Annotated in this window: 7 protein-coding genes; 1 reads left to right on the forward strand and 6 read right to left on the reverse strand. The window is 75.8% G+C overall.

Annotation, left to right across the window (positions count from 1 at the left end):
* Positions 1 to 127: 127 nt before the first annotated feature.
* The gene (locus CP968_RS11835) at positions 128 to 2,293 is read right to left on the reverse strand and encodes an ATP-dependent DNA helicase UvrD2 (RefSeq protein ID WP_150517974.1); all 2,166 of its coding nucleotides are present in this window, start codon (positions 2,291 to 2,293) and stop codon (positions 128 to 130) included.
* Between the two features lie 144 nt (positions 2,294 to 2,437).
* Here CP968_RS11835 and CP968_RS11840 point away from each other — a divergent pair, with 144 nt between their 5' ends.
* Positions 2,438 to 2,698, forward strand: a complete 261-nt coding sequence (locus CP968_RS11840) for a mycoredoxin (RefSeq protein ID WP_150517975.1) — start codon at positions 2,438 to 2,440, stop codon at positions 2,696 to 2,698.
* A gap of 60 nt (positions 2,699 to 2,758) precedes the next feature.
* On the opposite strand, the gene nudC is transcribed toward CP968_RS11840, so the two are convergent.
* The 5 genes from nudC to CP968_RS11865 all read right to left on the reverse strand — a co-directional run bounded on the left by nudC (position 2,759) and on the right by CP968_RS11865 (position 13,013).
* A complete protein-coding gene (nudC, locus tag CP968_RS11845; protein WP_150517976.1) occupies positions 2,759 to 3,694 on the reverse strand; it encodes an NAD(+) diphosphatase in 936 nt (311 codons plus the stop codon).
* A gap of 112 nt (positions 3,695 to 3,806) precedes the next feature.
* Positions 3,807 to 5,213, reverse strand: coding sequence for a dipeptidase (locus CP968_RS11850; RefSeq protein ID WP_150517977.1), 1,407 nt, complete (start codon positions 5,211 to 5,213; stop codon positions 3,807 to 3,809).
* Positions 5,214 to 5,223: 10 nt separating this feature from the next.
* Positions 5,224 to 8,943: an ATP-dependent DNA helicase gene (locus tag CP968_RS11855; RefSeq protein WP_150517978.1), complete on the reverse strand. Its 3,720-nt coding sequence runs from the start codon at positions 8,941 to 8,943 to the stop codon at positions 5,224 to 5,226.
* Positions 8,944 to 9,011: 68 nt separating this feature from the next.
* Positions 9,012 to 12,437, reverse strand: a complete 3,426-nt coding sequence (locus CP968_RS11860) for an ATP-dependent helicase (RefSeq protein WP_150517979.1) — start codon at positions 12,435 to 12,437, stop codon at positions 9,012 to 9,014.
* A 219-nt stretch (positions 12,438 to 12,656) separates the two neighbouring features.
* Positions 12,657 to 13,013: an MGMT family protein gene (locus tag CP968_RS11865; RefSeq protein ID WP_229886762.1), complete on the reverse strand. Its 357-nt coding sequence runs from the start codon at positions 13,011 to 13,013 to the stop codon at positions 12,657 to 12,659.
* Between the last annotated feature and the right edge of the window lie 118 nt (positions 13,014 to 13,131).

Consider the following 13,131-nt stretch of genomic DNA (forward strand, 5'->3'; position numbering starts at 1 on the left):
AGGCCCGTCCCGTGCGTATTCGGATAAGTACAGCACGGACCCGGGGCTTCGGAGAAGCCACCGTTTCCGTTGTTAAGAACCTATGGGGCTGCGCGGGGCATGTGCAAACTATTTTTCCGACGATTTTCTACGCGTCGTCAGCATCCTGGCTCCCAGGTTCCTGACCTGCACAGATGGCCAGAACATCGACTCCGTAGCGGTCGAGCTTCCGGCCGCCGACCCCGGAGATCATCGAGAGCTCTCCCGGCTCGCCCGGAGCGGCCTCCGCGATGGCCATCAGCGTCTTGTCCGTGAAGACGCAGTACGCGGGCACGCCCTGGTCCTGGGACTGGGCGGCGCGCCACTCGCGCAGCCGTTCGTAGAGCCCCTCGTCCATGTCGGACGGGCAGTCCTCGCAGCGCATCAGCTTCAGCTCGCCGGCCTCGGTCAGCGTCCTGCCGCAGACGCGGCACAGGACCGGCCCGCGGCGGCCGCGCTTGCGGGCCCCTCCCTCGGCCGCGGGGCCCTTCCCCGCGCCCCGGGCCGCGGAGCCGGGCCGCAGGCCGCTCAGGAAGCGGCTGGGGCGCCTGGAGGGCCGGCCGCCCGGGGCGCGGGAGAGCGCCCAGGAGAGGTTCAGGTGCAGCCGCGCCCGGGTGACGCCGACGTAGAGCAGCCGGCGCTCCTCCTCGACCTGCTCGTCGGTCTTGGCGTAGGTGATCGGCATCATGCCGTCGGTCAGGCCCACGAGGAACACGGCGTCCCACTCCAGGCCCTTCGCCGCGTGCAGCGAGGCGAGGGTGACGCCCTGGACGGTCGGGGCGTGCTGGGCGGCCTTGCGCTCGTCCAGCTCGACCGTCAGGTCGGCCAGGGTGGCGCCGGGCCGGGCCCGGGCGAAGTCCTCGGCGAGCCGGACCAGTGCGGCCACCGACTCCCACTGGTCGCGCACCGCGCCGGACCCGGCGGGCGGCTGGGCGGCCCAGCCGGTGGAGCTGAGCACGGCCCGCACCTGGGAGCCGAGCTCGACGACGTCGTCGAGCAGCGGGTCGTTCCCGCCGGAGCGGGCCGCTCCGCGCAGGGCGAGGATCGCCTTCTGCACCTCGTTGCGCTCGAAGAAGCGCTCCGCCCCGCGCAGCTGGTAGGGCACGCCGGCGTCGGCGAGGGCCTGCTCGTAGACCTCGGACTGGGCGTTGATGCGGTAGAGGACGGCGATCTCGCCGGCCGGGACGCCCGCCGCGACCAGGTCGCGGATGCGCCGGGCGACGCCCTCGGCCTCGGCGGGCTCGTCCGGGTACTCGGCGTAGACCGGCTCGGGGCCGGCCTCGCGCTGGGAGACCAGCTCCAGCCGGTGCTCGGCGACCCGGCCGCCGGCCTGGTTCAGCAGCCCGTTGGCCAGGTGGACGACCTGCGGGGTGGAGCGGTAGTCGCGGACCAGCTTGACCACGGTGGCCCGCGGATAGCGGGTGCGGAAGTTCAGCAGGTGGTCGGGGGTGGCGCCGGTGAAGGAGTAGATGGTCTGGCTGGCGTCGCCGACGACGCACAGGCTGTCGCGCTCGCCCAGCCACAGGTCGAGCAGCCGCTGTTGGAGCGGGCTGACGTCCTGGTACTCGTCCACGACGAAGTGCTGGTACTGGGTGCGGATCTGCTCGGCGATGTCGTGGCGGTCCTGGAGGATGCCGACGGTCAGCAGCAGCACGTCCTCGAAGTCGATCATGCCGCGGTCGCGCTTGAGCTGCTCGTACATGCCGTAGACCTGGGCGATCTCGGCCGGATCACGGGGGGTCTCGCGGCCCGCCTTCAGGGCGGCCGCCGGATAGTCGGCGGGCACGGTCTGGGTGACCTTGGCCCATTCGATCTCGCCCGTGACGTCGCGCAGCTCGTTGCGGTCGAGCCGGACGCGGCAGCGCGCCCCGGCCTCCGCGACGAACTGGACCTTGCGCTCCAGCAGGCGCGGCACGTCCCCGCCGACCGCCCTCGGCCAGAAGTACTGGAGCTGGCGCAGGGCGGCGGAGTGGAAGGTGCGGGCCTGGACCCCGCCCGCGCCGAGGCCGCGCAGCCGGCCCCGCATCTCACCGGCGGCGCGGTTGGTGAAGGTGACGGCCAGCACGCTGGCCGGCATGAGCTGCCCGGACCGGACCCCGTACGCGATGCGGTGGGTGATCGCGCGGGTCTTGCCGGTACCGGCGCCGGCCAGCACGCACACCGGACCGCGCAGGGTGGTCGCGACCTCGCGCTGCTCCGGGTCGAGGCCCAGGAGCACCGCGTCGGCCGAGTCCGCGACGGCGGGGAAGGACGGGGAGTGCGTTGCTGATGTCACCCCGCCATGCTGCCAGGTCGGGTGGGCCGGACGGGAAAACCGTCCACAGGGTGCCCGCGTCCGTCGTACTTATGGGAATGGCGGGGCGGTCGCGTACGTTCCTGTAGTCGGACCGACCGGGACCGCCACGAAGGAGAGCGCAGCATGCAGGACACGGGCACCGTCACGATGTACAGCACGACCTGGTGCGGTTACTGCCGCCGGCTCAAGAGCCAGATGGACCGCGAGGGCATCGCGTACAACGAGATCAACATCGAGCACGACCCGGAGTCCGCCGCCTTCGTGGAGAAGGCGAACGGCGGCAACCAGACCGTTCCCACCGTGCTCGTGAAGTCCGCCTCGGGCACCGAGGCGGTCATGACGAACCCCTCCCTCGCCCAGGTGAAGCAGGCCCTCGCCGTCTGACATCCCGCCGTGCGCACGGAGCGGCCCCCGCCACGGCGGGGGCCTTCTGCCGTGGTGGGCCTACGCGGTCGGGCGGGGCAGGGGTTCGCCGTACCAGAGTTCGACGAGGCGGGCCGCGATGGAGATGCCCGACGGGGGCAGGACCTCGCCCGTCTCGATCGCCCGGCGCAGGTCCGCGCGGGAGAACCAGCGGGCCTCCTGGATCTCCTCGCCGTCCACCGTGATCTCGGAGGTGGTGGCGCGGGCCGTGAAGCCGAGCATCAGGCTGTACGGGAACGGCCAGGGCTGGCTGGCCACGTACGCGACCTCGCCGACCTTGACGCCCGCCTCCTCCCACACCTCGCGGATGACGGACTGCTCGATCGCCTCGCCCGGCTCCACGAAGCCCGCGAGGGTGGAGAAGCGGCCCTCCGGCCAGTGCACCTGGCGGCCCAGCAGCGCGCGGTCGTGCTCGTCCGTGACCAGCATGATCACGGCCGGGTCGGTGCGGGGGTAGTGCTCGGCCCCGCAGCCCGGGCAGCGGCGGATGTGGCCGGCGGCCGCGACCACCGTGCGCTCGCCGCAGCGGGAGCAGAAGCGGTGCATGCGCTGCCAGTTCTCCAGCGCCACCGCGTGCACCATCAGTCCGGCGTCGCGCGGGCCCAGCAGCAGGCCGGCCTCGCGCAGCCCGGCGGGGCGGGCGGACTGGTCCATCCGGCCCGGCAGCGAGTCCTTCTGCAGCGCGAAGTACCGTACGCCGTCCTCGTCGGTGCCCAGGAAGTAGCGGTGGGTCTCGGTGACCGGGGCCTCGAAGGCCGGGGTCATCACGATGGCGGTGCCGCCGTCGGGGGTGTCGTCGATCAGGACCTGGCCGCCGGAGACGACGAAGACGCGGGTGCTCGGGTGGCTCCACGCCGCGGCGAGCCACGCCTCGTCCAGGCGGTGGTGCGCGGCGCGGTCGATTCCGCTGGGCGCGGCGAGCGAGAGCGGGCGCTCGGGCTCGGTATGGGTGCTCACGGGTACTTCCAACTCCCCCGGTGGTGGGACAGGGCGGGCTCGGCAGGGCGGTGCGGGACTGGGGTGCCGCGGGGCGGGCGGGGCGCCCGCGCCGCGGCGGCGCGCGGACGGCTCAGGCGGGTGCGCGGTGGGTGGCGGCCAGGTCGCCCCAGAGGTAGGCGGCGGTCTCGACGCCCTTGAGGAGCAGGTCCAGCTCGACCTTCTCGTTGGGCGCGTGCCAGCCGTCGGAGGGTACGGAGATGCCGAGGAAGAGCACGGGCGCGCCCAGGACGTCCTGGAGGTCGGCCGCCGGTCCGGAGCCGCCCTCGCGGGTGAAGCGGACCTTCTGGCCGAAGGCGCGGCCCATGGAGCGCACGACGGACTGGAGCGCCGGGTGGTCGAGCGGGGTGAGGCAGGGGCGGGTCGGGGCGCCGAAGGTGATGGAGTGGCGGATTCCGGCCGGGACGAGCCCCTCGACCCATTCCTGGACGGCGACCTCGACCTGGTACGGGTCCTGCCCGGACACCAGCCGGAACGAGAGCTTCACGTGGGCGGAGGCGGGCACGATGGTCTTGCCGCCGGGGCCCTGGTAGCCGCCGCCGATGCCGTTGACCTCGGCGGTCGGGCGGGCCCAGACCCGTTCCAGGGTGGAGTAGCCCGCCTCGCCGGCCGTGGCGTGCGACTTGGCGGTGCGCAGCCACTCGGCCTCGTCGAAGGGCAGTTCGGCGATGAGGGCGCGCTCGGCGTCGGTGAGGTCGGCGATGCCGTCGTAGAAGCCGGGGATCGTCACGCGCCCGTCGGCGTCGTGCAGGGCGGCGACGACGCGGGCGGCGACGGTGGCCGGGTTGGGCACGGCCCCGCCGAAGGCGCCGGAGTGGATGTCCTGGTCCGGGCCCTGGAAGTCGATCTCGCAGTCGGCGACGCCGCGCATGCCGGTGCAGACGGTGGGGGTGGTCTCGGACCACATGCCGGTGTCGGAGACGATCACGACGTCGGCGGCGAGCTCGGCGGCGCGGGCCTCGACGAGGTCGCGGAAGTGGACGGACCCGGACTCCTCCTCGCCCTCGACGATCAGCTTGAGGTGCACGGCGGGGGCGGGGGCGCCGGTGGCCGCGAGGTGGGCGCGCACGCCCAGGGTGTGGAAGAACACCTGGCCCTTGTCGTCGGCGGCGCCGCGCCCGTACATCCGGCCGTCCTGGACCACCGGCTCGAAGGGGTCGGTGCGCCAGCCGTCGGCGAGGGCGGCGGGCTGGACGTCGTGGTGCCCGTACACGAGGACGGTCGGGGCCTGCGGGTCCTCGCTCGGCCAGTGCGCGTACACGGCCGGGGCGCCCGGCGTCTCCCAGACCTCGGCGACCGGGAAGCCGGTCTCCTTGAGCTTCGCGGCGAGCCATTCGGCGCTGCGGCGTACGTCTCCGGCGTGCTCGGGCTGCGCCGAGACCGAGGGGATGCGGAGCCATTCGGCGAGGTCGTCGAGGAAGGCGGCGCGGTGGGTGTCGATGTACGTACGGACGACGCTGTCCGGCGGGGTGTCGCTCATGCCCACGAGCCTAGCCGCCTGTTCCGGGGTCGCCGTTCGAGCCCGGTTCGCCTTGGAGGATCGCCTCAAGGCCGGCCCGGTCGGGGAGGTCGCGGGGGCGGATCACGCGGCCGCTGCGGACGTGCAGGAAGACGGCCGCGACCCGGTCCAGCGGGGTGCCGGTGGCTTCCGCCCAGGCCAGGCGGTAGACGGCGAGCTGGAGCGGATCGGCCTCGGTGGTCCGGCCGGTCTTCCAGTCGACGATCTCGTACGAGCCGTCCGGGTCGCGGTAGACGGCGTCGATGCGGCCCCGGACGACCCGGCCGGCCAGGGTGACCTGGACGGGGGCCTCCATGCGGTGCGGGGGCCGGTCGGCGTACGGGCTGCGCTCGAAGGCGGCCTTGAGGGAGGCGAGATCGGCCTCGTCGGCGATGTCCTGGTCGGAGCCGGGCAGCTCGGTGGCGGGGTCGAGGACGTCGAGCATCGGGAGCGGGAGCTCGTCGAAGCGGGACTCGACCCAGGCGTGGAAGCGGGTGCCCTGGCGGGCGGCCGGCTGGGGGGGCTGGGGCATGGGGCGGGCGAGGTCGCGGGCGAAGCGCTGCTCGTCGGCGGCGAGCCGCAGCAGCTGGCTGGCGGAGAGCGCGGCGGGCAGCTCCACGTCCCGCACGGCGGCGCGGGCACGGCGCAGCTCGCCCTCCAGGGCGTCGAGGTCGCGGTCCCAGGAGGCGACGGCCCGCGCCTCCTCGGCGGACAGCCCGCCCGCAGCGCCGCCCTCGCCCGCGCCCCGGCCGCCCGGGCCCGGCACCGCCCAGGGCCCGGCGGCCCAGGGCTCGGCGGCCCAGGGGTCATCGACCCACGGGTCATCGGCCCGGGGGGCGTCGGCGGACGGCTCGGTGCCGGTGCCGGTGCCGGTGCCGGTGGTGGTGCGGGGGTGCGGGAGGGCTGCGTCGGAGGCTCCGGGGCCCTCGGCCCAGGGCTCGCCGGCCCACGGGTCGTCGTCGTCGGAGGCCGCCTCGGCGGGGGTCGCCGTGGTGGTGCGGCCGCGGCCGGGAGCGGGCTCGTCGGCCCACGGGTCCTCGGCCCACGGGTCGTCCGCGGGCGGTTCGGCGCGGGTGGTGCGGGGGTGCGGGAGGGCGGGGGTGGGCGGGGTGGTTTCCGGGGGGCGGGGTTCGTCCTCGTGGGCCGGGTCCTCGCAGTGCGGCGGCCACAGGTACCCGTCGGGGTCCTCCGGGGCCGGCGGCGGGGCCGCGAGGTGGGCTTCGACCAGGGCCGCCGCCGCGCGCCGCCGCCGCAGGGAGTCCGGGTCCAGCGGCAGCGGCCAGGAGCGGTCGGCCTCGGACACGGCGGACAGCGCCGGGTTCTCCGCGTCGGCGTCCGGCTCGGGCGCCCAGGCCTCGATCTCCCCGTACCCGGCCGCGCAGTGCCCGTACAGCGCGGTGAGGAACGCGGACGGCCCGCGCCGCTTCTTCTGGCTCGGCCCCCACCAGTGGCCCGAGGCCAGCAGGAGGGAGCGGGGCCGGGTGAACGTCACGTAGCCGAGGCGGAGCTCCTCCACGGCCTTGTGGTCCTTGAGGGCGGCCTTGAAGGACTTCAGGCCGGCCGAGGTCCAGGCGGGGTCGCCGGGCAGGGTCGGGGCGTCGCCGCGCAGGGCGTACGGGAGGACCTTGGCGTACGAGGTCCAGGCCTCCGGGGGCTTCTCCTTCGGGAAGGAGCCGGCGCACAGGTCGGGGACGACGACCACGTCCCACTCCAGGCCCTTGGACTTGTGCGCGGTCAGCACCTTGACCGTGTTCTCCCCGCCGGGCAGGGCGTGGTCCAGGCCCTTCTCGTACTGGGCGGCCGTCCGCAGGAAGGCCAGGAAGGCGAGCAGCGAGGCCTGGCCGTCGAGGGCGGCGAAGCCCGCGGCGACGTCCATGAAGTTCGACAGGGTCTCGCGGCGGCGGGCCGCGAGCGCGTGCGGGGAGGCGGACAGCTCCACTTCCAGGCCGGTCGCCGTCAGGACCCGGTGCAGTACGTCCATCAGCGGGTCGGCGAGCGAGCGCCGCAGGTCGCGCAGCTCCTGGGCGAGGTGGGCGAAGCGGACCCGGGCCTCGGCCGAGAACGGCAGGTCGTCGGGGGTCGCGCCGGCGCCGTCGAGGAAGGTCTCCAGCGCGTCGGCCAGCGAGACGACCTCGGCCGGGTCCACCCCCTCCACGGCCGCCGCGAGCCGCTCGTCGGCGTCGGTGCCACCGCCGCCGGGGGCCCGGCCGACGAGCAGCCGTGCCCGCCGGCCCAGCAGCGCGAGGTCGCGCGCCCCGATCCGCCAGCGCGGGCCGATGAGGAGCCGGACCAGGGAGGCGTTGGCGCCCGGGTCCTGGAGGACCTCGCAGACCGCGACGAGGTCGGCGACCTCGGGCAGGTGCAGGAGCCCGGACAGGCCGACCACCTCGACCGGGACGTCGCGGTCGACCAGGACGGCCTGGATCCGCGCGAAGTCCCCGGCGGAACGGCACAGGACGGCGATCTCGCGCGGCTCCGTGCCGGTGCGGACCAGGTGGGCGACGGAGTCGGCGAGCCAGTCCAGCTCCTCGGCGTGCGTGGGGAGCAGGGCGCAGCGCACCAGCCCGTCGCGCTCGGCGCCCGGGGCCGGGCGCAGCGCCTCGACGCCCTCGTGCAGGGCGCGCAGGGGGGCGGCGAGGCCGTTGGCCAGGTCCAGGAGGCGGCCGCCGCTGCGCCGGTTCTCGCTGAGGGAGAAGCGGGTGGCGGGGCTGCCGTCGGCGTGCGGGAAGTGGGCGGGGAAGTCGTCGAGGTTGGCGACGGAGGCGCCGCGCCACCCGTAGATGGCCTGGCAGGGGTCGCCGACGGCGGTGACGGCGTGCCCGCTGCCCGCGCCGAAGAGCCCGGACAGCAGCAGCCGCTGGGCGACGGAGGTGTCCTGGTACTCGTCGAGCAGGACCACCCGGAACTCCTCGCGCAGCAGCGCCCCGACCTCGGGGCGGGTGGTGGCGAGCTGCGCGGAGAGGGCTATCTGGTCGCTGAAGTCGAAGAGGTCGCGGGAGCGCTTGGCCGTGCGGTAGCGGGCGACGAGCTCCAGCAGTTCGAGGCGGCCGCGGACGGCCTCCGGCACCTTGCGCAGGTCCTCGTTGGTGAGCCGGGTGCCGGCGAGGGTGTCGAGCAGAGCGGTGTCCCAGGCGCGCAGCCGGTCCGGGGGGACGAGGTGTTCGGAGAGCTCGGCGTCGAGCGCGAGCAGGTCGCCGACCAGGTCGGGGACGGACTTGGTGAGCGAGGGGTACGGGCCCGGGGCCTCGCGCAGCACCTTCGCGGCGAGCTGGAAGCGGGTGGCGTCGGCGAGGAGTCGGGCGCTGGGCTCCAGGCCGATGCGCAGGCCGTGGTCCTTCAGCAGCTGTCCGGCGAAGGCGTGGTAGGTGGCGATCCGCGGCTCGCCGCCGGCGGTCGCGGCGTCGGCCGGGGAGGGGTCCGGGTCGGTGATGCCGGCCCGCGCCAGGGCCTTGCGCACGCGCTCGGCGAGCTCGCCGGCGGCCTTGTTGGTGAACGTCAGGCCGAGGACCTGCTCGGGCGCGACCACGCCGGTGCCCACCAGCCAGACCACGCGGGCGGCCATGACGGTGGTCTTGCCGGAGCCGGCGCCGGCGACGATGACCTGCGGGGCGGGCGGGGCGGTGACGCAGGCCAGCTGTTCGGGCGTGAAGGGGATGCCGAGGAGCTCTTTGAGCTGCTCGGGGTCGGTGAGGACGGACGGGCGCGCGGACACCCCGAAAGGCTAGCCGCCCCCGCCGACAGTCCCGTCCGGCCGCGGTGCGGGCCGGTGGCCGGGCGGGCTCATTCCACGGTCTGGCGGCCCTCGGGGCGGGCGCTGCAGGCGGCGCGGAAGGAGCAGTGGTCGCAGTGCCGGCCGGTGGCGGGCGCGAAGCGCTCGTCGAGGACGCGTCCGGCGGCGGTGGCGAGCAGGTCGCCGACCCAGGTGCCGTCGAGCGGCTGCTGCGCCTGCACCTTCGGGACCTCGTCGCCGCCCTCGCGGGCGGGGGCGCCCTGCCGGAGCTGGACCAGTTCGGCGCCGCCGGGCCGCGGGCGCGAGCCGTCGAAGACCTCGTCGACGGCGCCCTCGCGGACGGCGAGCTGGTAGACGGCGAGCTGCGGGTGGCGGGCGACCTCGTCCTTGGTGGGCGCGGCCCTGCCGGTCTTGAAGTCGACGACGTACGCACGGCCCTGCGGGTCCGCCTCGACGCGGTCCATGGAGCCGCGGACGCGGACGGCGTAGGGGCCCGCGTCGAGCGTGACGTCGAACTCGTGCTCGGTGGCGACGGCCGACCGGCCCCCGCGGTCGGTGGTGTGCCAGCGCAGGAAGCGCTCCAGGGCGGCGCGGGCGTTCTCCTTCTCCTGGGCGGACTTCCAGGGGGCGTCGAAGGCGAGGGCGTCCCAGACGGTGTCGAGCCGCTCCATCAGGACGGCCAGGTCGGCGGGGGTGCGGCCGGAGGCGACCTCGTCGGCGAGGACGTGGACCACGTTGCCGAAGCCCTGGGCGGCGGTGGACGGGGCGTCGGCCTTGACCTCGCGGCCCAGGAACCACTGGAGGGAGCAGGTGTTGGCGAGCTGGTCCAGCGCGCTGCCGGAGAGGGCGACGGGCCGGTCGCGGTCGCGGAGCGGGACGGTGCTGCGGGTGGGCTCGTACAGGCCCCACCAGCGCTGCGGGTGCGCGGCGGGCACCAGCGGGCGGTCCTCGTCGTCGGTGAGCGCGGCGAGGCGGGCGAGGCGGCGGGCGGCCGCGTCGCGCAGGGCGGGCGAGGCGTCCGGGTCGACGGTGGTGGCGCGGAGCTCGGCGACGAGCGCGGGGACGGCGAGGGGCCGGCGGGGGCGGCCGGAGACGTCCTTGGGCGGTACGCCCAGCTCGTTCAGGAAGCGGGAGGGCTGGTCGCCGTCTTCGGCGGGGGCCTTCACGGCGGTGACGACGAGGCGGTCGCGGGCGCGGGTGGCGGCGACGTAGAACAGCCGGCGCTCCTCGGCGAGGAGCGCGCCGGGGGTGAGCGGTTCGGCGAGGCCGTCGCGGCCGATCCGGTCGGCCTCCAGGAGGGACCCGCGGCGGCGCAGGTCGGGCCAGAGGCCCTCCTGGACGCCGGCGACGACGACGAGGGACCACTCCAGGCCCTTGGAGCGGTGGGCGGTCATCAGCCGAACGGCGTCGGAGCGCACCGCGCGGCCGGTGAGGGTGTCGGCGGCGATGTCCTCGGCTTCGAGCTGTTCGAGGAAGTTGAGGGCGCCGCGGCCGCCGGTGCGTTCCTCGGCGCGGGCGGCGGTGTCGAAGAGCGCGCAGACGGCGTCGAGGTCGCGGTCGGCGTTGCGGCCGGAGGCGCCGCCTCTGCGGGCGCGGCGTTCCAGGCGCTGCGGCCAGGGGGTGCCGTCCCAGAGGGTCCACAGGGCCTCTTCGGCGGTGCCGCCGCCGTGGAGGAGCTCGCGGGTCTTGCGCAGGAGGAGGCCGAGGCGCTGGGCGCCGCGGGCGTAGGCGGGGTCGTGGGCGGTGAGCCGTTCGGGCTCGGCGAGGGCGCGGGCGAGCAGGACGTCGGAGGGCGCGGGCACCTTGACGCCGGCGGCGCGCTCCTCGTCGCGCAGGGCCCGGCCGAGGCGGCGCAGGTCGGCGGCGTCCATCCCGCCGAGCGGCGAGGCGAGCAGCACGAGCGCGTCCTCCACCCCGACCCACCCGCCGCCGACGGCACCGCCCACCGGGTCGCCTGCGGTGGGCTCGGGGGGCTCGGGGGCGGTGCCCGCGACGGGGTCGGCCGCGTCGGCAACGGGGCCGGCGGGCTCGGCCGCGGCGGGCCCGGCCGGCTCGGCGGCCGGTTCCGGGGCCGGCTCGGCGGCCGTGCCCGGGGCCGGGTCGGCGGCCGTGCCCGGGGCCGGGTCCGTTGCGGGCGGGGTGGCCGTCAGGCGGAGGGCCGTCAGGAGCGGGGAGACCGCCGGTTCGTGGCGCAGGGGGGTGCCCGCGGCGTCCGTCTCGGCCGGGACCCCCGCCGTGATCAGGGCGCGCCGCATCGCCGGGAGGGTGCGGCCGCCGGAGCGGACGAGGACGGCCATGTCCCCCCACGGCACCCCGTCCTCCAGGTGGGCCCGGCGCAGGACGTCGGCGATGTTGTCCAGCTCCGCCCCCGCCGTCGGGTACGTGTACACCTCGGCCCGGCCGCCCTCCCGTGCCGGCCGCAGCTCCCGGTGGGCCTTCACGGCGGCGGACGGCAGCCGCGGCAGCGGCATGCGGGTGGTCAGCAGGCGGGTGGCGGACAGCAGGGCCGAGCCCGAGCGGCGGCCCGTGGTCAGGGCGCGCACCGCCGCGCCCGGGAAGGCCGCCTCGAAGTCGAGGACGTTGTTGATGTCGGCGCCGCGGAAGGCGTAGATCGACTGGTCCGGGTCGCCGAAGGCGATCAGCGTGCCGCCGGCGCCGCTGAGGGCCCGCAGCAGGCGCAGCTGGGAGGCGTCGGTGTCCTGGTACTCGTCCACCAGGATCACGTCGTAGGCACGGGCCAGGGCCGGGGTTCGCTCCGCCAGCAGGACCGCGCGGTGGAGCAGCTCCGCGTAGTCCAGGGTGCCCTGCATGTCCAGGACGTCCAGGTATTCGGAGAGGAAGGCCGCCGCCGCCTTCCAGTCCGGGCGGCCGATGCGCGTGGCGAAGGAGTCGAGGGCGGCCGGGCCCAGGCCCAGTTCGCGGGCGCGGGCCAGTACGGCGCGGACCTCGTCGGCGAAGCCGCGCGTGGTCAGGGCGGCCCGCAGGTCGTCCGGCCAGCGGATGGAGCGGATGCGGCGCTGCCCCTCCAGGAGGGTGCGGACCATCACGTCCTGTTCGGGGCCGGACAGCAGCCGCAGCGGGTCGGCGAAGAGGTCGGTGTCCTGGTGGGCGCGGACCAGGCCATAGCAGAAGGAGTGGAAGGTGGTGGCCTGCGGGGCGCGGGCGCCGCCGAGCCGCAGGGCGGCGCGGTCGCGGAGCTCGACGGCCGCCTTGCGGCTGAAGGTGAGGATGAGCACGCGGGCGGGGTCGGTGCCCGCCTCGACCCGGGCGGCCGCGGATTCGACCAGCGTGGTGGTCTTGCCGGTGCCCGGTCCGGCGAGGACCAAGAGGGGTCCGCCGGTGTGGTCAACCACGGCGCGCTGCGCTGCGTCCAGAACAGGGGGACCGGCCCGCTCCGGCCCCGAGCGCACCAGACGGTACGCGTCAGGGGTCCGCGTACGCCGCCGTTCGGTGCGGTCGGAGGAAGAGGTGATCACGTGAGCTGCCGGTCCTGGTGGGTCTGCGGGCGGTACGGGTACGGGTCGGGGCGCGGGCGGGTGCACGGGGGCCGCGGGCCGCGCCCCTTCGGCCCCGGCCGGGGCCGAAGGGGCAACGCTACGTCAACCGGGCGGTGCGGCGCAGTTCCCCCGCGTCCCCCGTACGGGCCTGGGCCCGGGCACTCGACCGCCCGTTCAGGCCGCGCATGGCCGAAGCTGTCAGGTGTGAGCCTCGTCGCGCGTGCCGTCCTGTCCGGGGTCCCGGTTCCCGTCCCAGCGCGCCCGCCGCATGTCGAGCCGGGGCTCCCCGGCGGCCGTCAGGCGCAGCGGAGTGGCCTCGGTCCGGTAGTGCTCCAGGGCGCGCGGCTCGCTGCCGGGCAGCGGCAGGCCGTCCGCCCGCACCACCCGCCACCAGGGCACGCCGCCCCCGTACAGGGCCATGACGCGGCCGACTTGACGCGGTCCGCCCTCGCCGAGCCACTCGGCGACGTCGCCGTACGTCATCACCCGGCCGGGCGGAATCCGCTCGGCCGCCTCCAGCACGCGCTCCGCGTAGGCGGGCAGCTCCTCGTTCATTCCGCACATGGTGCAGCACATCGGCCGCCCGCCGGCGGAGGACCTGCTTCCGCACCGGCGCGCACCCTGATGCCCCGCTCCCCCGTCCGTCCGTGCCACCATCTTCCGGGCGGTGACT

The sequence above is a fragment of the Streptomyces subrutilus genome (assembly GCF_008704535.1).
Classification (GTDB): domain Bacteria; phylum Actinomycetota; class Actinomycetes; order Streptomycetales; family Streptomycetaceae; genus Streptomyces; species Streptomyces subrutilus.